This window comes from Clostridioides sp. LIBA-7678 (assembly GCF_056716065.1).
In genome coordinates this window covers 3,721,028-3,745,500 of sequence record NZ_CP196987.1, presented here as the reverse complement: position 1 = coordinate 3,745,500, position 24,473 = coordinate 3,721,028, and the positions used below count along the sequence as shown (strand labels likewise).

The 24,473-nt window shown below is 25.5% G+C and carries 22 protein-coding genes; 21 read left to right on the top strand and 1 reads right to left on the bottom strand.

Translation table 11 applies throughout. The features are described from left to right. Positions 1-23: 23 nt before the first annotated feature. The 14 genes from ACTG46_RS17330 (at position 24) to ACTG46_RS17265 (ending at position 13,238) form a co-directional block, all read left to right on the top strand. Positions 24-269: an alpha/beta-type small acid-soluble spore protein gene (locus tag ACTG46_RS17330; RefSeq protein WP_021386217.1), complete on the top strand. Its 246-nt coding sequence runs from the start codon at positions 24-26 to the stop codon at positions 267-269. Then, positions 256-1,002, top strand: coding sequence for a class I SAM-dependent DNA methyltransferase (locus tag ACTG46_RS17325; protein ID WP_479923305.1), 747 nt, complete (start codon positions 256-258; stop codon positions 1,000-1,002). The genes ACTG46_RS17330 and ACTG46_RS17325 overlap by 14 nt, the downstream gene beginning before the upstream one ends. 263 nt (positions 1,003-1,265) lie before the next feature. Then, the gene (hslO, locus tag ACTG46_RS17320; RefSeq protein WP_054271671.1) at positions 1,266-2,141 is read left to right on the top strand and encodes an Hsp33 family molecular chaperone HslO; all 876 of its coding nucleotides are present in this window, start codon (positions 1,266-1,268) and stop codon (positions 2,139-2,141) included. A 279-nt stretch (positions 2,142-2,420) separates the two neighbouring features. After that, entirely contained in the window at positions 2,421-3,221 is an 801-nt protein-coding gene (locus ACTG46_RS17315; RefSeq protein WP_054277619.1) for a PIG-L family deacetylase, read from the top strand. 399 nt (positions 3,222-3,620) lie between these two features. After that, the gene (locus ACTG46_RS17310; RefSeq protein WP_054277618.1) at positions 3,621-4,187 is read left to right on the top strand and encodes a P-loop NTPase family protein; all 567 of its coding nucleotides are present in this window, start codon (positions 3,621-3,623) and stop codon (positions 4,185-4,187) included. Positions 4,188-4,850: 663 nt separating this feature from the next. Beyond that, positions 4,851-5,960, top strand: coding sequence for an IS200/IS605 family element RNA-guided endonuclease TnpB (gene tnpB, locus ACTG46_RS17305; protein ID WP_479923304.1), 1,110 nt, complete (start codon positions 4,851-4,853; stop codon positions 5,958-5,960). Positions 5,961-6,260: 300 nt separating this feature from the next. Further along, positions 6,261-7,457, top strand: coding sequence for an ATP-binding cassette domain-containing protein (locus ACTG46_RS17300; RefSeq protein WP_479923303.1), 1,197 nt, complete (start codon positions 6,261-6,263; stop codon positions 7,455-7,457). 355 nt (positions 7,458-7,812) lie between these two features. Then, entirely contained in the window at positions 7,813-9,348 is a 1,536-nt protein-coding gene (locus tag ACTG46_RS17295; protein WP_479923302.1) for an ABC transporter permease/substrate-binding protein, read from the top strand. A gap of 14 nt (positions 9,349-9,362) precedes the next feature. Next, positions 9,363-10,124 carry an ATP-binding cassette domain-containing protein gene (locus ACTG46_RS17290; RefSeq protein WP_054270791.1) on the top strand — a complete coding sequence of 254 codons (762 nt, stop codon included), beginning with the start codon at positions 9,363-9,365 and terminating at the stop codon, positions 10,122-10,124. Positions 10,125-10,246: 122 nt separating this feature from the next. Continuing rightward, a complete protein-coding gene (locus ACTG46_RS17285; RefSeq protein ID WP_479923301.1) occupies positions 10,247-10,618 on the top strand; it encodes a cupin domain-containing protein in 372 nt (123 codons plus the stop codon). A 391-nt stretch (positions 10,619-11,009) separates the two neighbouring features. Further along, positions 11,010-12,053 (top strand): FtsX-like permease family protein, encoded by a 1,044-nt coding sequence (locus ACTG46_RS17280; RefSeq protein WP_479923300.1) that lies wholly within the window; start codon positions 11,010-11,012, stop codon positions 12,051-12,053. A gap of 22 nt (positions 12,054-12,075) precedes the next feature. After that, the gene (locus tag ACTG46_RS17275; RefSeq protein ID WP_479923299.1) at positions 12,076-12,456 is read left to right on the top strand and encodes a hypothetical protein; all 381 of its coding nucleotides are present in this window, start codon (positions 12,076-12,078) and stop codon (positions 12,454-12,456) included. 182 nt (positions 12,457-12,638) lie between these two features. Next, positions 12,639-12,980, top strand: coding sequence for an ABC transporter permease family protein (locus tag ACTG46_RS17270; protein WP_479923298.1), 342 nt, complete (start codon positions 12,639-12,641; stop codon positions 12,978-12,980). A gap of 96 nt (positions 12,981-13,076) precedes the next feature. Next, positions 13,077-13,238, top strand: a complete 162-nt coding sequence (locus ACTG46_RS17265; protein WP_479923297.1) for a hypothetical protein — start codon at positions 13,077-13,079, stop codon at positions 13,236-13,238. Positions 13,239-14,080: 842 nt separating this feature from the next. Here the strand turns inward: ACTG46_RS17265 and ACTG46_RS17260 are convergent. Then, positions 14,081-14,257 carry a hypothetical protein gene (locus tag ACTG46_RS17260; protein WP_479923296.1) on the bottom strand — a complete coding sequence of 59 codons (177 nt, stop codon included), beginning with the start codon at positions 14,255-14,257 and terminating at the stop codon, positions 14,081-14,083. Between the two features lie 1,286 nt (positions 14,258-15,543). On the opposite strand from ACTG46_RS17260, the gene ACTG46_RS17255 reads away from it, so the two are divergent. The 7 genes from ACTG46_RS17255 to ACTG46_RS17225 all read left to right on the top strand — a co-directional run bounded on the left by ACTG46_RS17255 (position 15,544) and on the right by ACTG46_RS17225 (position 24,417). Then, the gene (locus ACTG46_RS17255) at positions 15,544-16,854 is read left to right on the top strand and encodes a lanthionine synthetase LanC family protein (RefSeq protein WP_479923295.1); all 1,311 of its coding nucleotides are present in this window, start codon (positions 15,544-15,546) and stop codon (positions 16,852-16,854) included. Positions 16,855-16,902: 48 nt separating this feature from the next. After that, entirely contained in the window at positions 16,903-18,660 is a 1,758-nt protein-coding gene (locus ACTG46_RS17250; RefSeq protein ID WP_479923294.1) for an ABC transporter ATP-binding protein, read from the top strand. Then, a complete protein-coding gene (locus ACTG46_RS17245) occupies positions 18,647-21,727 on the top strand; it encodes a lantibiotic dehydratase (protein ID WP_479923293.1) in 3,081 nt (1,026 codons plus the stop codon). Before ACTG46_RS17250 ends, ACTG46_RS17245 begins: the two co-directional genes overlap by 14 nt. Before the next feature lie 57 nt (positions 21,728-21,784). Beyond that, positions 21,785-21,982: a hypothetical protein gene (locus tag ACTG46_RS17240; protein ID WP_479923292.1), complete on the top strand. Its 198-nt coding sequence runs from the start codon at positions 21,785-21,787 to the stop codon at positions 21,980-21,982. A 419-nt stretch (positions 21,983-22,401) separates the two neighbouring features. Beyond that, the gene (locus ACTG46_RS17235; RefSeq protein ID WP_479923291.1) at positions 22,402-22,605 is read left to right on the top strand and encodes a hypothetical protein; all 204 of its coding nucleotides are present in this window, start codon (positions 22,402-22,404) and stop codon (positions 22,603-22,605) included. A gap of 419 nt (positions 22,606-23,024) precedes the next feature. Then, positions 23,025-23,228, top strand: coding sequence for a hypothetical protein (locus ACTG46_RS17230; RefSeq protein WP_479923290.1), 204 nt, complete (start codon positions 23,025-23,027; stop codon positions 23,226-23,228). 217 nt (positions 23,229-23,445) lie between these two features. After that, on the top strand, positions 23,446-24,417 hold the full coding sequence (locus tag ACTG46_RS17225; RefSeq protein ID WP_479923289.1) for a CPBP family intramembrane glutamic endopeptidase: 972 nt from the start codon (positions 23,446-23,448) through the stop codon (positions 24,415-24,417). The last annotated feature ends 56 nt before the right edge of the window (positions 24,418-24,473 follow it).

The following is a 24,473-nucleotide window of genomic DNA, read 5'->3' as shown; positions in this document are numbered from 1 at the left end:
ACAAATATGAAGGGGTGATTTTTTTGAAAGAAAATATGCAAAGAGAAAAGAAGATAACTAATGGTAAGAATACTAAAATATTGACAAATGATGATATAATGAAATATGAGATAGCCTCAGAACTAGGTCTTATGGATAAAGTTGGAGAACGTGGATGGGCAGGGCTTACAGCTAAGGAAGCTGGAAGAATTGGAGGTATGCTTACATCACGCAAAAAGAGGCTGAAAAAGATTGTGGAGGGGCAGAATAAAAAGGATGAGTCAATATAGCGATTTTGCGTTTGTATACGATGAACTTATGAATGAAGTTGATTATGAAGGCTGGGTTAAATATATAGAAGATATAATAGCTGATGAAGGTGTAAAAGTAAAAAATATATTGGAATTGGCATGTGGTACAGGTAATCTTACAATTCCATTAACTAAAAAAGATTATGATATAGCTGGTATCGATATATCTGATGAGATGCTTAGTGTAGCAAGAGAAAAAGCAGAAAAAGAAGGCGTAGAATTAGTTTTACTTCAACAAGATATATCAGAACTAGATTTTGAAATATCTGATTTAGATTGTGTGCTTTGTGCTTGTGATGGATTCAACTATATAACCTATGATGATGATTTGGAAAATGTATTTTCAAAGACATATGAATTATTAAAAAAAGATGGAATATTTATATTTGATATAAGTTCGTTTTATAAATTAGCCAACATATTAGGAAACAATATGTATGGTGAAAATAGAGATGATATAGCCTATATGTGGCAAAATTACTTTGATGATGAAGAAAATCTAATTGAAATGGAACTGACATTTTTTATTAAAGATGAAGATGGAAAGTTTGAAAGGTTTGAAGAAGTACATCAACAAAGGGCGTACACTGAAGATGAAATAGTTGATATGCTTAAAGAATCTGGATTTAAATATATAAAATCTTATGGAGATTTTACATTTAATGAACCTAGTGAAGAAAGTCAAAGAATATTTTTTGTATGTAAAAAATAAGATATTTTTGTATGTAAAAAAATTTTGTATATAGAATATAAATGTCATATAAAAATACAACAAATACAAGTTTATATATTAAAACAAAGTGATGATGTTTTATGAACAGTTACTTTTTCATAATTATAAAGCTTTATAAATTGAGAGTAAATATAATATAGAAGAACCATTATCTAAGGTTAAAATAGGTAAGTATTTATAGATTGAAATTAAAATAGTAATATAGTGAAATTAGATAATTAACGAAATATGGAGGAATATGAATGAGAGATTATGTATTAAGAGCAACATCAGGAAATGGTCAAGTCAGAGCATTTGTTGCAACTACTAAAAACACAGTGGAAGAAGCTAGAAGATTACATGAAACTACAAAAGTAGCAACAGCAGCACTTGGAAGAACATTAACTGCAACATCTATAATGGGATTAATGATGAAAAATGATAGTGATAAATTGACTGTAATAATAAAGGGTGGAGGTCCAATTGGAACTATTATTGCAACAGCAGATTCTAAAGGTATGGTAAAAGGATATGTAGGAAATCCACAAGTAGAAGTGGAAGACTATCCAAATGGTAAGCTAAATGTAGCAGCAGCAGTAGGTACAGAAGGTGTTGTAAAAGTTATTAAAGACTTAGGTCTTAGAGAGCCATATAATGGTACTTATCCATTAGTAAGTGGAGAAATTGCAGAAGACTTTACTTATTACTTTGCAGTATCAGAACAAACTCCATCAGTAGTAGCTTTAGGTGTACTTACAAAAGAAGAAGAAGTTGAGTTTGCTGGAGGATTTATAGTCCAATTAATGCCAGATGCAGAAGAAGAGACGATTGCTAAATTAGAGGAAAATGTAGCAAAATTACCTTCAGTAACTAATCTATTAAAAGAAGGGAAAACTCCAGAAGATATATTAAATATTGTTTTAGATGGTTTGGAGCCTAAAATACTTGATACTTGTGAAGTTGGATTTATGTGTGAATGTTCAAAGGAAAGAGTGAAAACTGCTTTAGTTGCAATTGGTAAAAAATCATTAGCTGAAATAATAGAAGAAGATAAAAAAGCAGAAGTTGGTTGTCAATTCTGTAATAAGAAGTATATGTATAGTGAAGAAGAGTTACTTGAAGTTTTAAAAGAAATGTAGACTATGAAAATAGTCGTATCGATATAGTAATTAAAGTATAATTTATACAAAATAGACATATTTAGATTACAAATAAGCTTAATAAATTTTAAGAATTGGGAAGCTTTCTAGCTGTGATATTTGCAATATTGCGCTTAGAAGGCTTTTTTATTTTATTATAGTTCGTGTCAAAGATTGTATGAAACTATAAAATATTGTAAAATAATTTGTGTATTTCAACCTATTTGCCACAAGGGTTTATCAGATATTTGAATTGATAAGAAGGAGAAAATTTTAAATATGGAAAATAAAACAAAGCACATAGGCATAAGTATATTAATATTATTAATGATATTTTTAATTGCAAGGAATTTTGATGGAAAACTTGAGATGCCTATTCCTAAGAGTAATAGCAGGAAGTTTAAGTCAGCAGCAGTATTTTATCCTCAACATCAAGATGATGAAGTCTTATGGGGTGGAAGTGCAATTGTAGATGCTATAAAACAGTGTGGTGTAAATAATGTATATGTTGTACTAGTATCAGATGGTTCTGGGGTTAACGTTTTTAAGGCTAATACTAAGTTTAGAAACTTAACTAGAAAGCAAAAAGAGGAGCTTAGAAACAATGAATTTAAATCTGCGTTGGAAGAACTTGGGGTAAAACCTCAAAATGTGATTATACTTGCAGATATAGATAAAAAAGAAGGAACACATTATGAGTTGATGAAGAAGACTATATTAGATTTTGAGCATAAATTTAAAGGTAATGTAACTCATATAGCTCATCATTACAAGTATGATGACCATATAATGCATAGAAAAAATGGAGAAGTTTTAAAGAAGCTTAAGCGTGAGCGTAAGATACAAGATGACTTATATTTTATCAAGCCAAAATATGTGAAGTATATACCAAGAAATGAAAGAGCTATTTATAAAGCTGTGGATTTTAACGACTATAATAAAGTCAAGAGTGCATGTTATGAATATAAGGTTGTAAATTCAAAACGCAAAATGTATGGTATAGGATATATTTCAGCGCATAGCTATTTTGAACATCTTTTAAATGACCCTGAACTTACATCTGTGTTAAGTGAAGATTAATTTCTTGGAAGTAGTAGGTTACATTTGATATCTAAAGTGAAGTGTTTTAATTATGTGAAAAAGTATCTTATTTATGATTTTAGAATTATAGATAAGGTACTTTTTTGTGCAATTAATACAATTATATAAAATTTTGAATTTAAGAGCTCTATATAATTTAATATCTATATAGTAATGATATTTATATAAAATAGATTCAATAATACTTATATAAAATAAATGTATTTTTCATAAAAATCAAACCCTACATTATACTACCATATAAAACCTACATGCTATAATTTGACCTGTGTTTATAAAAAATAAAAAAAACTAATAAAATAGTATTTTACTTACACATAATCACTACTATTATTTGCTTGGAAAAAATCTAGATAAAAACAATGTAGGAGGAAAGTTATGAATAATGAATTTATAATTTTAAAAGGATGTAAAGAGAATAATTTAAAAAATGTATCTTTAACAATACCTAAAAGAAAAATAACCATATTTACAGGTGTATCAGGTTCTGGAAAATCATCTATCGTGTTTGAGACAATTGCAAAAGAATCCCAACGTCAATTAAATGAAAGGTTTAGTACTTTTATAAGAAGTTTTTTACCTAGATATGGAGAAGTTAAAGCTGATTGTATAGAAAATCTATCAACACCAATTATCATAGACCAAAGTAGACTTGGTGGCAATTCAAGGTCAACTCTAGGGACTATCACAGATGTAAATTCATTTTTAAGAACTTTATATTCAAGGTTTGGTAGTGAGTATATAGGTAATGCCAATATGTTTTCTTTCAATGATATTGAGGGTATGTGTCAACACTGTCATGGACTTGGAAAAAAACTAATTCCTAATATGAGTCAGATTCTTGATACTAATAAATCGCTAAATGAAGGAGCCATATTGCTTTCAGGATTTGGAGTAGGCTCTTGGCACTGGAATATATTTTCTGAATCAGGATTCTTTGATTAAAAAATAGCTACGCACACTCGTGACTTTAGTCGTGAGTTAGTAGCTAAAATAGTCAGTGTATAGGGAAACTTATATGTAGAGATAGGATAGAACCTATCCAATACTACTTGAATTGCTGGAAACCCCTAAAGCTAACCAAACTAAAACATAAGGATGAAATAAACCTAAGTGTGAAAGTTACGAAAGTAGAAAAAATTGGTTAGATGGTATAAGGTTAAACCCTAAGTGCTTTAAAATGGGCAATCAGCAGGTAAGCTCTGAATAGGAGAAACTTCAACGACTATTCCTCTTGAGGGAAGTACACTACAAGCTATTGGTAGTGGAAGTGGGTAGGCCTTAACGGATAATGCTGAAGGATAAGATATAGTCTGTGCTTGCATGAAAGTGTAAGAAGTTCATAAGAGAACTGCATAGGTAGTAGCGAACCTATGTGAACGACAACCTCAAAAATGATAAAAGTTAGGACTTACGGTTCTTACATATGTTATTTAAAAATAAATATAAAAACCTTTAAAATACTTGTTTAAAAAAATTGACCTTGTTAATATTAGGATGGGTGAGTAAAAAATGAAGTAGCTCAGATACGTATAAATACCATATAGTATGGTGTGTAAAATATAGACATCTAGTATTAACATAATCATAAAAAACAAGTAAAGTGAGGTGATAGTAGTGGAAAAAGCTTATAAGTTTAGAATGTATCCAAATAAAAAACAGCAAGAGTTAATTAACAAAACTTTTGGATGTTGTAGATTTGTATATAATAAATATCTTGCTAAAAAAATAGAAGTTTATGAAAGCGATAAAGAAACTTTTACTTATAAACAGTGCAGTTCTGATTTGACCAATTTAAAAAGAGAATTAGAGTGGCTTAAAGAACCTGACAAATTTTCACTACAAAACACCTTAAAAGATTTAGAAAACGCATATAAAAAATTCTTTAAGGAAAATACAGGATTTCCTAAATTTAAATCAAAAAAAACTAATAGATTTTCATATAGAACTAACTTTACAAATGGAAATATTATGTACTGTAGTCAATATATAAAATTACCTAAACTTGGTATGGTTAAAGTAAGGGATAAACAAATACCTCAAGGAAGAATACTTAATGCTACTATATCCAAAGAACCAAGTGGAAAATATTATGTATCATTATGTTGTACTGATATAGATATTAAAGCATTTGAAAATACTAATAATCAGATAGGTTTAGATTTAGGAATTAAAGAATTTTGTATCTCAAGTTGTGGAGACTTTATAGAAAATCCTAAGTATCTTAAGAAGTCATTAAATAGACTTGCTAAATTACAAAGAAAACTATCGAGAAAAACAATTGGTAGTTTAAATAGAAATAAAGCAAGATTGAAAGTTGCAAGATTTCAAGAGCATATAGCTAATCAAAGGAAGGATTTTCTACAAAAACTATCTACTAAATTAATACGAGAGAATGATATTATTTGCATAGAGGATTTACAAGTAAAGAATATGACTAGAAATAGTAAACTATCTCACTTAATTTCTGATGTGTCATGGTCAGAATTTATTCGTCAATTAGAATACAAGGCTAATTGGTATGGTAGACAAGTTGTAAAGGTAGGTAAATTCTTTGCAAGTTCACAAATATGCAATAAATGTGGATATAAAAACGAGGAAATGAAGAATTTAAGTATAAGAGAATGGATTTGTCCTTGTTGTAATGTAACTCACGATAGAGATATAAATGCAAGTATAAATATACTAAAAGAAGGATTAAGACTAATAAGAGTTTAAAATAGATAACTTATGTAAGAACCGTAGGAACTACGGGGATAGCCTGTGGAGAATTGGTAAGACATATTTTAGTATGCAAAATTCTATGAAGCAGGAACCCTGTGACTTTAGTCATGGGAGGTTCAGGAATTAGTTGAAGTTATTAAAAATATAGATAAAGTAGAAGCACAACCTTTACTTAAGGGAATAATAGAAAAATTAAATAGTATAATAGATATAGGTCTTGGATATTTAAGTTTAGATAGAGAGACATCTTCACTATCAGGAGGTGAATCTCAGCGTATAAAGATGGTCAAATATATGAATAGTAATCTCGTTGATTTAATGTATATCTTTGATGAGCCGAGTGTAGGGCTTCATCCAAGAGATGTATATAAATTAAATAAACTTCTAAAACAATTACGTGATAAAGGAAATACAATTATAGTTGTTGAACATGACCCAGATGTCATTAAGATTGCAGACCACATTGTAGATGTGGGGCCAAAGGCTGGTAAGTATGGTGGAAAAATTGTGTATGAAGGAAGTTATGACAATCTACTTGTAAGTGGAACGGTTACAGGGAATGCCTTAAATAAATCTCTTTCTATTAAAGAAAATGTAAGAGAGCATAGAGGATATTTAGAACTTAAAAACTGCAATACAAACAACTTAAAAAATATATCTATTAAAATACCTAAGGGCGTGTTGACTTTAGTTACAGGAGTAGCAGGTGCAGGTAAAAGCACATTAATTAAGGATGAATTCTTAAAGCAGAATCCTAATGCTGTACTTATAGACCAAAGTCCTGTATCAGTAAACTCAAGGTCAAGTTTAGCAACATATAGTGGCATTATGAACAATATAAGAAGCGTATTTGCAAAAACAAATGGAGTGAAGGCTTCTTTATTTAGTTCAAACTCAGAGGGGGCTTGTGATAATTGTAAGGGGTCTGGAATAGTAGAAATGAATCTTGCTTTTATGGATAGTATAAAGAACACTTGTAATATTTGTGAAGGCAAAAAATTTAAAAAAGAGGTTTTAGAATATAAATTTCAAGGGAAGAATATAATAGAAGTTCTTGAAATGTCTGTATTAGATGCGATTGAATTTTTTAGTTTAAGACAGATTAAAACAAAATTACAATGTATTGAAAAAATGGGTATTGGATACCTTACTTTAGGGCAAACTCTCGATACATTATCTGGAGGAGAATGTCAAAGATTAAAGCTTGCTAGTGAATTAAATAAGGAAAGCTCAGTATATATATTGGATGAGCCTACAACAGGACTTCATATGGCAGATATTGAAAATTTTATAAGTATAATTGAAGAAATTGTAGATAATGGAAATACAGTTATAATAATTGAACATAATATAGATGTAATTAAAAGAGCAGACTGGATTATTGATATAGGTCTTGAAGGTGGAGCAAAAGGTGGAAAAGTAATATTTGAAGGAACTCCAAAACAATTGTGCAACAATAGAGTATCATTAACAGCAAAATATATAGTATAATAAATAAAATATAATTAATATAATGATATATTAATGAGTAGAATGGGTATATAAAATGATACTTAAACTTAACAGTAGTAAATAATATGAGAAATATTCAAATTTAATTAAATATAGTGTCAGAAATCCGTTTAGATATCAAGCTTTTAACGGTTCTGGCATTTTTTATTATTTTTAGGGAGAATATTGAGCAATTATTCTCCAATAGTTACTTTTTTGTGCCTACTTGCAAGTTTGATATTATAATCTTAACATGTAATTTATGGAATAATTTATTGATATATTAAAATAAGGGTTATTACTAAATTAAATTTTAAATATTGTTAAGTAAAACTCATAAAAAGGAGTGAGATAAATGATAAATGATATCTTGACATTATTATCTGAGAGAAGTGATTTTTTTATAAAATTATCTATAGAGCATTTGACAATTTCTATTATTTCTATAATAATCGCAATTGTTTTAGGTGGGATAATTGGTATTATTGTAAGTGAATTTCATAGTTCTTCTAAACCTATATTGGGAACTATCAATTTTCTATATACAATTCCATCCATTTCTATGTTAGGATTTCTAATACCATTTTCTGGGATTGGGAATACTACTGCTGTTATTGCTCTTACTATTTATGCACTATTACCTATGGTTAGAAATACATATACTGGAATCACTAACGTAGATAAAAATATCCTTGAAGCAGCTAGAGGGATGGGAAGTACAGACTTTCAGATACTATATAAAATAAAGCTTCCACTAGCTCTACCAGTTATCATGTCTGGTATTAGAAACATGGTCATTATGACAATTGCATTAGCTGGTATTGCCTCGTTTATAGGTGCAGGAGGACTAGGTGTAGCCATATATAGAGGAATCACAACAAATAATACAGTGATGACAATCACTGGAAGTATACTTATCGCTTTATTAGCGTTAGTATTTGATTTTATTTTAGGATTAGTAGAAAGATTTTTTCAAAGAAAAAGAAAAAAGAAAAATAGAAAAAAAGTTTTTGCCATTCTAGGAAGTCTTATTATAGTGCTAGCCATCTTTACATCATACTTCTTTAATTCTTCAAAAACTCAAACTATTCATATTGCTACAAAACCTATGACTGAACAATATATCCTTGGTGAGATGTTGGATATTTTAATTGAAAAGAATACAGGTTTAAAAGTAGAGATTACACAAGGTGTAGGTGGAGGAACGTCTAATATTCAGCCAGCTATGAAAAATGGGGAATTTGATATTTATCCAGAGTATACAGGAACAGGCTGGAATATGGTACTTAAGAAAAATGAATTATATACTGAAGATATGTTTAATAAACTACAATCAGAATACAAAAATAAACTTAAGATGCAATGGACTGGTATGTATGGTTTTTCTAATAGTTATGCATTAGCAGTTAGAAAAGAAGTTGCAGAAAAATATAATTTAAAAAATATATCAGATTTAAAAGAGATATCTTCTAAATTGACGTTTGGAGCAGAGTATGATTTTTATGAGAGAGAGGACGGATATACTCCATTGTGTAATACGTATGGATTAAACTTTAAAAATACAGTTGATTTAGATATTGGATTAAAATATCAAGCTATCAATGAGGGTAAAATTGATGTAATGCCTATATTCACAACTGATGGCCAGTACAGTGTTTCAGACGTTGTAGTTTTAAAAGATGATAAAAACTTCTATCCATCTTATCAATGTGGAAATGTTGTTCGTTCAGAAGTGTTAGAGGAGCATCCAGAGTTATCAAAAGTATTTAAAGTGGTTGAAAATATTTTGACTGATAAAGAAATGGCTAAAATGAATTATGATGTAGAAAACAATAATTTAGAACCTAGAGATGTTGCACGTGAGTTTTTGAATAAAAAAGGTCTTTTATAATTGGAGGAAATATAATGACACCTATTATACAATTTAAAAATATTGAAAAACAATATGATGATAAATCTATAATAAATAATCTTGATTTAGATATAGAAAAAGGAGAATTTTTAACTGTTATTGGTTCATCTGGCTCAGGGAAGACAACACTTTTAAAAATGATTAATGGTTTAATTTTGCCAGATAGAGGAAGTATATTGATAAATCAAACAGATATTAAAAACGAGGATTTAATTAAATTAAGAAGAAAAATAGGATATTGTGTACAGGGAAGTGTTCTTTTTCCTCATATGACTGTTGAAGAAAATATTTCATATGTACCAAATCTTCTCAATAAAAAAAATAAATCAGAAGTGAAAAGTGCTGTAGACAAGTGGATGGGGATAGTAGGCTTACCAAATGATATGAAAGTTCGTTATCCATCGGAATTATCCGGTGGTCAACAACAACGTGTAGGTATTGCAAGAGCTCTAGCTTCTTCTCCAGAAATTTTACTTATGGATGAACCTTTTGGAGCAGTAGATGAGATTACACGAAAGCAATTACAGAAAGAGATAAAAGAAATTCATAAAAAAACAGGAGTTACAATTATATTTATTACACATGATATTTATGAAGCCTTGATTTTAGGTACAAAGACTTTGGTATTAAATCATGGAGTTATTCAACAGTATGACACTCCTAAGAATATTTTAAATTCTCCTGCTAATCAATTTGTGGACCAATTATTGAATATAAGAAAATCTATAATAGATGATGAGGATTTAAAAGAATAGATTTAATGAATAAATATAAATTAAAAGTTAAATTATCCTGATAAAAACTATTGCCTTAGAATTAACTTCAAGTTGTATACTTAGAGTGTAAAAAAATTAGATTAGGCATAGGGGGATGAGAAATGAGTAGAGAAAAAGATTTAGGTATAGGAGCAGTTTTTTCTATTGGAGAAGAAAATAAAGCATTTGCGCAGTATTTTACAGGAGAATGTTATCTGAATATGCTCACTACTAAGGGTGTGGCAGTTGGTAATGTAACATTTGCACCTTCTACAATAAATTCGTGGCATGTACATCATAAGGGCGGTCAGATTTTACTTGTAACTGGAGGTAGAGGCTATTATCAAGAGTTTGGAAAACCAGCTCAGGAATTGCATGTAGGTGATGTAGTTAATATACCACCAGATGTAAAACACTGGCATGGAGCTGCACCAGATAGTTGGTTTCAGCATCTAGCTGTAGAAGTACCAGCAGAGGGAGCCTTCAATGAATAGTTGGAGCCTGTATCTGATGAAGACTATGGCAAACTAAAATAGAATATTTATAAACTTATAAAAAATGAAGAATGTATATTAGTCAAAATTACTAAATATACACTCTTTTTATTTTGAATTAATGAAAACTTAAGAGAATAATAGTTTTTTAGAAAATAAAATTAGTATAATAAAATAGGAAACTCAATGATTTAATGTGTATAAAAAATATGGAGGAAATAAAATGAAAACTATAATGGTTGTAGAATAGGTATTCTGTTTTTGACAGCATGTGATATGGAATCTGATATTGTAAATGGATTTAAGATAGGAGCAGACAGTAGACAAAAGTAGTATTGGAATAGTAAAAAACATAGCAAGTTTAAAAAATCTAGAGTTTTCAACTCAGACAGTGAATTTAACCGTTTGTGATAAAAGAAGCCTTGAAAATGCTGTAAATGTAGAGATGATTGAAGGGAGTTTACCAAAAAATAATGATGAAATAGTAATGCCTACAAAGATATTAGATATGTTAGATGTACCTCATAAAATAGGTGCTGAAGTAAAATTAATAATTCCAAAAACTGAAGATGGGGTACTAACTAATGAAAAAGAAACGTTCAAATTTAAACTAGTTGGATATTTTGAATACAAAACAGCTACAGCAATACCTCTTCATGATGTATTTACGAGTGAAGCTTTCTATGATAATTACAAAAAAACAAATGAAGTAGCTACTACAAGTGTATCTTTTAATTTTCTTAATGATAAAGATTTGCAGTCTAAATTTGATAAATTACTTGAGAAAATCCAACCTTATTCAGGAAAAGCGACTATAAATCCAATATACTTAAGTAAACAAGCAACTACTTTCAAAGAAGTTGTTAAAAATGTATTGCCAATAATTTTAATTGCAATACTTATACTTTTAAGTGAATATTTATTAATTTATAATATTTTTTATATTTCAGTTGTTAAAGATATAAAATATTATGGATTATTAAAAACAATAGGAACATCCCCATATCAATTAAAAAAATTGATTATTAAACAAGCTAATAGATTATGTATAATAGCTATACCAATAGGTTTATTATTGGGATTTTTACTAGGGATAGTATTTGTTCCTTTAGTTGGTAAGCTTATAGTTGGATTAAATAAAACTGCATTTGAGTATTTTATATTTGTATTTGCTGTTATATTTTCATATGTAACTGTCAGATTGTCATGCAAAAAAACTGCTAAGATTGTAAGTTCTGTATTTCCTATAGATGCTGTAAGATATAGTGATAAAAGTAATAAGATTAAACGTAAGTCTAAAAGGGGGAAACATGGTTCTAAAATTCATAAGATGGCATTTTCAAATATATTTAGAAATAGACGCAAAGCTATTTTAGTTTTAGTTTCTATGTCACTAAGTTGTATAATATTTTTGACTGTATATAAGCAGTTCTAATCCAGAAAGAGCTGCTGAAGGCATGATGTTAGGGGAGATAGAAATACGTCATAGACTTGCAGACATTGCTAAATCTGAAGATAATGGAGTTGCACCAATTGACGAAAATATTATAAAAGATATTAAGAATCTTGATGAAGTGAGTAATGTAAGTAAGGTGTACAAGGATTTAAGTCATACAGCTTATGAAGGGGATTTAAAAGATGAGATATTGACTCAAAAAGTAGATGAAGAATATAAAAAGCAATTTCTTCAGGGCAGAGGCTCAAAAGAAATTTCAGAAAATAATGGTTTTTTAGCCTCAGATACAGTTGGATTATCTTCAGGTAGATTATTAAGTAAACTATTAAAAAATAATATTATATATTCTCAAAAGAATCCTAAAATACTGTCAGTTCTATAGATGAGAAAAAATTTGATGAAGGTGGATATGTAGTAATTACTGGACATGAAGGAAGTAAAATAAAAGCAGGAGATAAAATTAAGTTTAGATATTTAAAAGAAGATGCTATAGGGGAAGGATATATAGATAAAGATTTTAAAGTCACGGTAGTTCTTGATGGCGCACAAAATTTTAATCTGAGAATGTACATTAATGAAAATGACTTTAAAAATATGGTTATAAAGCCATATGTGGAAAATCTGGTAATTGATATAAATGGTGATGTGAAGTCTGTTCAAAATAAAATAAATAATTTGAATAAGAAATACAATAATCCATATACAAAAGTTTATTCAAAAAATATCTATATAGAAGAGGCAAGAGAGAGTAAAAAGGCTATAAAGATTGTAGGTATGAGTGTGATATTTATAATAGGATTGATTGGAGTGCTAAACTTTATAAATACTATGATAACAAATATAATGTCTCCTAAACAAGAGTTTGCAATGATTGAGGCAGTAGAAATGATAAGAAAACAGCTTTAAAAAATGATAATGCTTGAAGGTTTTTATTATGGGATGATAATAACTATTGTAAATCTTACTTTTGGAAGTATGGCAACATTTTTAGGAGTTAATATTATGAAATTAAGATATTCTGTGTATGCTTATCCAGTAGGAGCACTTATAATAAGTATATTAATAGTATTTTTGATAACATCTATAGTGCTTTTAATAGTTTATCATAATGTGCTTCTAAGGATAGTATTGTTGAAAGAATTAGGGAAGCTGAATAATAATTAATATAATTTAAACTGAATAATGGTTAAATATAATTTAAGCTAAATAATAATTAAATGCACAATAGAAAGAGGCTGCCGCATTAGCAAATTAAAGTTGTTCTGTAATAGCTTCTTTCTGATTATATTAACAAATTTAGAATGCTTTTTTAAATGATGGAGATATATTTATTCCACATTTATTTTTTACTATTTTATTGTGCAGTTTAGCAATGTTATGAGCTAACGCCACAATAATGTATTTTGATAAAACTTTTCTTTGCCTTGGTTTAAAAATCTTCTAAATTTCATAGTTTGTTTTACTTGAGCGAAAGATCCTTTTGCTTGTACACTTCTATTCATTCTAAGTTGATACCCCTATGAGCTCATAATTCTCTTTAAGTTTTCTTTTTCATGAAATAACTTAGATATTTGTAAGTTCTTAGTTCTGTTTTCAAGAGGAATTTTGCTATTATTCTCCTTGATAAAACTGCTTTTATACTAACAATCATGGAATTCTTTACAAGTGCGACAAGTTATTTCAATTTTATAGCCTGTTTTTGATTTCCTATTTATTATTTTATGAGAAAATAATTTTTTACTATTTTTACAAATATAATAATCATTTGATTCATCATAATCCATATTATCAATATGTCCAATATCAGTTTTATATGTTTTAGCTTTACTAATTTCATAATTCACAGGTTTTATGAAAGATAATTGATCATTACACTCTAAAAATGTATAGCTTTCCTAAACTTCATATCTAGCATCAGCTATTATTTTAAGATATTTAAATTTAGTTTAGTCATCAATAGATTTTTAAAATGGTATTAATGTTGTAGTATCAGTAAGTTAATATCCTTAACTTACCCAAACTATATATTCTGAATTTACAGCAAATTGTATATTATATGCTGGCTTCAGTTGTCTATTTTTCATATGCTCTTCTTTCATTCTCATAAAAGTTACATAATTATCTATTTTAAAATAACTATTTCGTTCATCTATTATATGAAGGTCTTTAGTATATTTTTTCAATCTATCAATATAATTATTTAATTACTTGATAGATTTTTGAACAATGGACTTTTTCTTTCCTTTTTCATGAACAAATATTATTTTTGATTCTTTTGATATTGATAAAGATACTTTAAAGTGTGATAGTAATGAAAATAATCCTAAGTTTAAAAACTTATTGAGAAGAGATTTTGTATTATATAATATTGGATGAGGTATAGGTATATCTGCCAATTTAGATGATGATCTTTATGATTATCTTAGTAAAGTATATCGTTATGCTATAGAGTTTAGAAATATAAATGTATTAGGTGTTTCTAATTCAGAAAAAGTTAATAGAATTATTCTAATTGTGAAATTAACAATCTATACATTTATAAATATTACACATTAAATTTTATAACAAATGCTTTTATAAAGTGGAATATTTATAAATTATATAATAAAGATGAATATATAATTTCTTATCTAGTTTTAACTTTAAATAAATAGCATAAAAAAGTAAGTTATTTAGAATGAAAACGAGTAAAATAATTAATAATTATGAATGCTATTATTTCGAATACAGAAAATAAGAAATAATTATAAATTTGGTATAGTTAATAAAAAAATAAAATATATAATTTTATTTTGATATTTATTTAAAATAAAAATAAAAATTTAATCATTATTTTGTGAATATAAATTTATAAACTAAAAGAATAAAAATGAAATAAATTATTTGGATTGTATGGTTTAAATAAAATATTTGAGGAACATCTGTCTTTAACATAAGAACTATGTTAATTATGAATATAAATTTTGTGGAATAAGTAAAATTTAGGTACTAATTATACAAATTTTTTGTATATACAAGTTATGTATTATATATTTATGATTACAATTGTTTTATTTTTAATTAAATTCATTCTATGATAATAGAATGAATTGTAAAAAAAATAAAATATTAATAGTATATTGTTGAAAAATGAAAAAAAGATTTCAAAAAATTATGTTAAAAATTTATGTGGATGAAAATAAATATTAAATATAAAAAAGAAAAATAAATATTGAATAATTATTTAATTAGTTATAATAAGGCTGTTAAATAATAATAAAATTGTGTATAAATTATTTTTGTCTCAAAATAACAAGAGTATAATATATTTTTTGAATTTTCAAAAAAAAGATATAATATGTTTTTTATTATATTTTTTTGTATATAAAAAAGTATTGTAATGAGTAAAAAAAAATAGTAAGCTTATTTCATAAAAATGATTTTTATATGAATCTTTTTTATATGAATCTTAAGAATAGGGAGGGGTTTATTGAAAATATATAGATTTATTGATTTGGAATCTAAAAATAGAGTTATAAACTTTATAAACTCATATTTCGATGAGATAAAGAAACAGTTCATTAATAAAAGTTTAAATCTCAATTATGCAGAGAGTATATTATTATCTATTGCAGATGGTTTTTTTTTATTTAATTCAAATGAAAAAGAAATTTTTGATGAAATAGGATATTTCTTATGCAAGTACATAAAAGAAGATTTAGAAAAATATGGGATATATAAATCTTTAGGAATGCTATCAGGTTTTGGATACACATGTTTTTGTGTAAATTCATATAGTAATGTTACTGGCAATTTGAAAAAATTTTCTAATACTTTAAATAACATACTATTAAATGAAGTTTATGAAAATGTAAAAAAATATTACCATCAAGATTTATGTGTTGATAAATATGATTTAATATCAGGTATTTCAGGAAATTTATATTATTTGCTTGATTGTAATTTTATTTTAGATTGTGATATAAAGAAAATTAAGTATATAGTTAAATATTTGGTTTATCTTTCTTTATACGATAATGAATTTATTAATTATTTTATTTCAAAATTTAATTCTTTAACTAATCTTGAAAAAGAAAATTCTAAGTTTAAAAATGGGTCTTTAAATTTTGGATTATCTCATGGTATTATAGCTCCATTAGTTGCAATATCAAAAGCTTATTCTTTAGGTTTTATTGTTAGTGAAATAGAAGATTCTATAAAGACAATTTATTCATTATATAATAATGAACATTTTAAAATCAAGAAGAATGGATTAGAATTTTGGCCATCTCAAATTTCTATGGATGAATATTTAAATAAAACAGTTGTAAAATACTTTGTAATGAATTCAAGTTGGTGTTATGGTAATTTTAGCATATATAGATGTCTTTATAAAACTCTAGAATATTATGATTTATCAGAAAAAAATAAAAAAAGATATTTAGAATGTTTATATAACATATCAATAATAAATATAGATGAACATAATTTATTAAGTCCTTCATTATGCCATGGATATGCAGGAGTTCTTTGTCAGATTTTACAATGCTACTATGAGACAAGTGATTGTCAATATTTAAAACAGATAAGTAATATTTTAAAAAAAATAGAAAGCTTATACAATAATAACAACTTAATGATTGAGAAAAATTATAAAATATTAATGGATGATAATAACATATTTAGAGAAGGATTTAAGTATGATTTTTCATTATTAGAAGGCAGAACTGGAATAGTTTTATCTTTTCTAAATTTATTTAATAACAATTTAAGTTATTGTAAATTACTACTTATTGATTAAATGGAAGTGATTATTATTAAACTAAAAATCTTAAAAATGAAACAAATAATGAACTTAATTTTAGAAACTGATAAAAAATTTATCTTTATAAGTCTAATATCTTCAGTAATTTTATCAATTATACCATTATTATCTATAAATTTAATGCAAAAGATAATTAATTTATTACAAATAGGTAATAAGAATCTAGAAAAGATTTTTTCTATTGTAGTTTTATATTTGATTATTAATTTGGTACTCTCTATACTAGAGATGTTGTTAAGTTATTATAATAGCAAATTTGGATTAAAATTTAATTTGCATTTAGAAAACTTGATTTTAAGAAAAGCATCAAAACTATCACTAAAAGACTTTGAAGATAGTGATGTATATGACAAGTTCAATAGAGCTCAATCAGAAATTAATGATAAAATTATACTTATGATTAGTACTATGATTGAACTGATAACTATATCAACAACTAGTATTTTATATATTTTGAAATTTATGAGTTTCAATATTTGGATGATGCCTTTTATTATAATTATACCTGTTATAAAATACTTTATCATAAACAAACTTAATATTAAACAATATAATATTATTAGAAATAGAACAAATGAATATAGAAAGTCATGGTATTATAGTTATTTAATTACCAATGGAGATGCTTTCAAAGAATTGAAAATAAACAATTTATTTTCTTATTTTATAAAAAAGTACACTACATATAAAATTAAGTTTAATAAACAAGATCTAACATTGGCAAAAGAAAGATTAACTAAAATGTCAATTTTAAATGTATTAGAAGAAATTATTGATGGTATATTATTTGTAATAATAATATATTATGGAATAATTAGAATTATATTAATAGGTGATGTTATTACATATACAAAATTAATAATGAATATTAAAGATAATATTAAGAAATTTTTGAATTCAATGACAACATTGAAAGAAAACCGTTTATATATAGATATGTTTTTTGAACTTTTAGATATGACAGATGAAGTTGATTTTCAAGTAAAAAAAGATTTAACAAAAATAGATTCTATCAAAAAGATTGAATTAAAAAACGTGTTTTTCAAATATAAAGAGAAACAAGATTATATATTAAAGGATATAAACCTAGTTTTAGAAAAAGGAAAATCTTATGCAATTGTAGGTTTAAATGGAAGTGGAAAAACTACTCTGGGAAAATTAATAATGGGATACTATTTCGATTATGAAGGTGAAATTTTAATTGATGGAATTAGTCTTAGAGATATAGATATGGATTCATATAGAGAAAAAATGGGATTTTTATTTCAAGACTTTTTAAGATTTGAAGCAACATTCAGAGAAAATATTTACTATGGAAATTTAAACCTAATTGATAATGACATAAATTTAGACAAGATAACAAATAGGTTTGATTTAAATAAGATTTTAGAGGGTGAGAATGATAAGTATGATACTCAACTGGGATATTGGTTTGATTCTGGAAAACAAATTTCAATGGGACAATGGCATAGAGTCGCATTAGCAAGAACTTTTGTTAAAGATGCAGATGTATATTTGCTAGATGAGCCAAATTCTAGTTTGGATCCTCTAACTGAAAATAGCTTATCGAATTTATACTCTGAAGTTTTTGAAAATAAAATAGGGATAATAGTAACTCACAGATTCATAAATATTGTAAAGAAAGTTGATGAAATAATAGTCATGGATAGTGGCATTATTATAGAGCAAGGAACACATGAATGCTTATTGAAATATGGGGACTTGTATTCAAAGCTTTATAAAATACAATTAGAAGGAGATGTTTTTTATGGAGAATGCTAATATATATAAATGTCATGATGTTTTCATGGTGAGAACACCATCTTTGCCAATAAACATATACTCAGAATTGGATAGCAAATATAATGAAAATGTAGAAAAACTAATTCAGGATTATAATTTATACGATTTTTTTGGAGATAATTTACTTATATCAAGTAAAAATTTATATGATTCTTTTAAAAAATATACTATTAATAAAGAAGAAGGTAAACAAAAAAAAATAAGGAAGTATAATGAAAGTCTTTTGAAATATTTGGTAAGATCATCATCAAGACCGACTCCTTTTGGAGGACTTAGTAAGGTTGGATTAGCAAAATTTACTGATGAGACTGATAAGAATAAATTAATAAGTATATCTAAGGATTTAGTAGTTAAAAAAATTAGTGTTGATAATTCTTGGTTTCACTACATAGTTAATTTATTTGAAAGTGATAGAGATGTCTTAATTCAACTTGACTTAAAAATAAATCCATTATGTTATAAATATGGAAATAGATTTAAAAACCCTTATTGCTCTAACTTAGGTAATGAAAATAAAATAAATAGAAATAACATTAAATATTCAAACTTAGTAGAACAGATTAAGGAAGAATTAAACTCTTTTAAAAGTTTTAATGAACTATGTTCATCTATATTGGCTATGTATGAAGGAATTGACGAATCAATTGTTTATGACACTATCATTAAACTTATAAAAAGTGAATTCATATTAACTGAGTTAAGAACAGACTTATTGACTTCAAATCCATTAAAAAAGCTAATTTCGAAACTGGAGTTAATAGAATTAAATGAAGAGAAAAAAATAATTTTATCAAAATTAAAGGAACTGGATTATTTAATATTTCTTTATAATAATTGTAATTTAAATAATATTAATAGTATTTTTTCTATAATGGAAAGTATACATAAAGTAAATTCATACTTAATGTTGAATACTGGGATTAAATTTAATAATAATTCAATCAATCTTAATATAAAAAAAGATTTAGAAGAATTTGTAAATATTTTTAAATACTTATATGTTGATAAGAAGTATATAAATGAGAATAAACATTTAGAACAAGAATTCCAAGAAAAATATGGGTCTAATACAGAAATTTCTTTTATAGAATTTATTGATTCTAATGGTTTTAATGCAATTAGTAAATTTAGATATAAAAATGATTATAATAATATAATGTCTGAAAGAGAAGAAAAAATAAATGATTTATTAGATAAAAAGTTAAGCTTATATCAACTAAATCATAATGATGAAATAGTAATAGAAGAAAATGATATAAAAGATGATATTAAGTCATGTATTGATTTACCTATATCATTTGATTTAAATATTTTTATAACACAAGATAAAATGAACAAATATAATTACTTTCTTGGTCCTAACAGTGGGAGTATCGAAGGGGGCGCTATGTTTCAAAGATTTGAAGAAGTTTTAGATGAAAAATTATTTGAGGAGCATAGGAATATATATGATGAAAAAAATGAAATAATTGATAATGATCATATAATAGCAGAAATAAAAGAAATAAACTCTTATGGACGGATTACTAATATATTCAATAAAACAAGAAATTATGAGCATTATATAAACTTTGGATTTCCTTCTAAAAGTATTGATTCAGATATTAGTATAGCAGATTTATCGGTAGGTGTAGATGATAATGATTTATTTTATATTAAGTACAAAGATAATAAAAAAATAAAGTTTGTATTAGATAATATGATAAATCCAAACTTAATAAATGATGTAGCATATATTTTATATCGTATAACAAGCAACTATAATAATCACTTTTTATCTAGAATATATATGTTTAAAAATATTAACAAATTTTACATACCAAGAATAAAAATTGGAAAGGTCATAGTTTTTCCTAAGACATGGATATTAAACTCTAATGATTTTTCAATAGAGAATCGTTATAAATTTCACTCTGAGTTAAAAATCTACATAAATAAATTTTCTATTGATAAATTTGTTTATTTAAAAAATGATGATAATCGCTTATTGATAAACTTGGAAAAGGATATATATAGTGAAATAGTATTATCTTCATTAAGAAAAAATAAAGTAATTGAACTTTCTGAAGTTGAAAGAAATCTTATTGATGGGAGCATAGTAACTGATGAGAATAATAATAACTATGTGTCAGAATTTGTATTTACATTTATGGTAGAAAATTATAAAAAAACTAAACCAATAAGACAAGGTAAAAGAATAATAAATAATTATAGATGCTTTAATTTATTTTCAGATGGGTGGATTTATTTCAAACTCTATGGTATAGGAGATAGAGATTTAGAAATATTAAACTCTATTGTAGATGATTTAATTCCTAATTTAGATAAACACTTATTTTTCTTCATTAGATATTCAGATACTATAGGAGAACATTTAAGAGTGCGATTTAAATTTGAGAACAAAGAAAATTCTTTAAATAATATAACAATAATTAGTAATTGGATAGAGCAAATACAAAATAATGGGATGATTAATAAAGTAATATTTGATGTTTATGAGAGAGAAACGAATAGGTATGGAGGTTTAAATCTTATTAGTAAAGCTGAAGAACTATTTGAATCTGATAGTAAATTTGTAATATCATTATTAAATCATTTTGATACTTCAAATCAAGAAGAGTTAGATAAAATTTATCTATTTGGAGTGATTTCTATTTTAAAAATATTAACTCAAAATCTAGGAGAACTATATGAAATGTTAAGAATATTTGATGACTTAGAATATAGAAAAAATTTTCATAAATACGACTTTAATTATGCTAGTTTTGTTGAAAATATTATAAATGAAAAATTTGAAGGATTTATAGAAGAAGAACAGTTGTTAAAAAAATATCTACATAGGAAAAACAAACTAATTCAATTTAAAAAATTAATTTACAATGAAGAATCAATTGTTAATATTGATGATCTCAGAGACGTGTTTTTATCAATATCACACATGTTTTGTAACCGTCTACATGGTAATAGAAATTATGAAAAAAGAATTTTATCATTAGCTTTTTTGTCAACTAATAAAATTATTAATCAATTAAAATACAAACAATAATCATGTAAATAACAAATGCTTTATAAATATATAAAAGATACAAGGAGATGAACGTAAATGGGTAAATTTGATGATTTTGATATTGATTTAAAAGAAAATAAAAATGGTAATGATGTAGAACCTCGTTTAACTGGTGCTGTATGCTTTAGTATAAATGTATCACTTGAAGCTTGTACAACAGCAATGTCAAAAGTTACATGTGGAGAGAGTGGTAATTGTAATATTACAAAGATAAGTAAATGTACAGGTAGATAATTTAATTAACATTTATGATTAAATAAATTTTATAAAGCATTTGTTATAAATATAGTATTAGTAATCCTTTACAAGTAAAAATATAGCTGAGTTTGAGTTTTGTAACGATTAGGCTCAGCTATATCATTGGTTGATTTCTATTCAATTTTAATGATTAACTAAATAGTTTTATTAAGCAATAATACTTAAAAGAAAGTTTATAAAATGTAGAAACATATTTTAGTAGTACAGTATATTTTATCAAAATTTATTTAAGATATAAAAATCACTGATTGTTATTTAATAAACAAATTATTCTAACAATTACTAGTTTGAATAATAATAGTTCAAAAATAAAAGAAATTATAAAAGTTTAAACAGTAATCATGTAAGTAACAGGTGCTTTATGAATACATAAAAATACAAGGAGATGAATATAAATGGGTAAATTTGATGATTTTGATATTGATTTAAAAGAAAACCGAAATAATGAGGTACATGCAGAGCCTCGTAAAACTGGTGGAGAGATATGTTTTAGTGTAAATGTATCACTTCAAGCTTGTACAACAGTAATGTCAAAAGTTACATGTGGAGAGAGTGGTAATTGTAATATTACAAAGATAAGTAAGTGTACAGGTAGATAATTTAATTAACATTTATGATTAAGTAAAGTTTATAAAGCATTTGTTATAAATATAGTATTAAATAATATTTTACAAGTGAAAATATAGCTGAGTTTGAGCCTTGCAATAATTAAACTCAGCTATATTATTAGCTGATTTTAGTGATTAACTAAATAGTTTTATTAAGCAATAATACTTAAACTAAAGGTCATGAAATGTAGAAGTATATTTTATCAAAATTTATTTAAGATATAAAGTCAATCATTTTTATTTAATAAAAAAATTGTATATATTACTTGTTTATTAAAAAGAGTATTGTAATAATTAATAGTTTGAATAATACTAATTCAAAAACAAAAGAAATTATAAAAGTTTAAATAGTAATCATGTAAGCAACAAGTGCTTTATGAATATATATAAATACAAGGAGATGAATATAAATGGGTAAATTTGATGATTTTGATATTGATTTAAAAGAAAATAAAAATAATAAGGTACATGCAGAGTCTCGTCAAACTGGTGGAGAGGCATGCTTTACTGTAAACATATCACTTCAATATTGTACAACAGTAATGTCAAAAGTTACGTGTGGAGAGAGTGGTAATTGTAATATTACAAAGATAAGTAAGTGTACAGGTAGATAATTTAATTGACATTTATGATTAAGTAAATTTTATAAAGCATTTGTTATAAATATAATATTAGTATATCTCTATAAGTAAAAACATAGCTGAGTCTAAGTATTCTAATAATTATTATAAAAAATTTAGGTTCAGTTATATCATCATTTGATTTCAATTTAATTTTAATGATTTTTATACATTATTTTTTATAAGAAATTAAAAAGGGAGGTTATGTTTATTGAATTTACAATCAAAATGGATAAACTTTTTAAATCCAATATATATTAGTAATGAAAAAAAAAGAAAAAAAATACAAACTATAATATTTTTTTCTATAACTTATGGTTTATCCTATTCATTAGGTCTACTATCAATATGTTTTAGAGACTCTATAGATCAAGAAAGTTTTGCTGGATTTATGATGATATTACCATTATCTTCAGTTTCTATTGCAAAATTTTACACAGAAGGAAGAACTAATGATAAATATGATTTTTATTCATCAATAATATTATTTTTCATCACCTATTTATTTTTTTTTATTATTGAATTATTAAATTTAATAAATATTAATCAATTTCAATTAGTGAATTCTAGTTTAATTTCGATAAGTAGCTTATGCGTTATTGTCTATTCTTTTAGAATAAAAAGTTTATATATTTTGAAAAATTTTAAAATAGGTATTTTACTAATTTTTTACTTTATATTTTCTCAACTTGTTTTTGGAGTAATAATAAGTGATAATCAATTTAATTATAAAAATTTCTTGAATTATATATTCCTTCCTATAGTATCATTAACATATATTTATCCTTTTTTATCTGAAGAATATGGTTGGAGATATTTTTTACAAAGTATTTTTTTTGATAGATTTGGTAAAAAAATAGGTATTATAATGGTAGGAACCTGTTGGAGTTTATGGCATTTACCATTACAATTTACACTATATAGTCCCAAAGCCCCAATAATTGGATCTATAGCTCATTTGATATATGGTATTGGACTTTCTGTATTTTTAGGTTATGTTTATATGAAAACTAAGAATATATGGTACTGTTCTATAATTCATGTTTTAATTAATAGTTTAGGTGTCATTTTCAATGACTCTGAAATGGTCATTAGTTATCATACTATTATAAAAAGATTGATATTTATATTATTGTTTTATATTCCATTTCTACTCACAAAAGAATATAATAAAGATTTGTAACTAATTTATATAAAATAAAGTTTCAAATAAATGTTTTTATAGAAAACTCATTATAA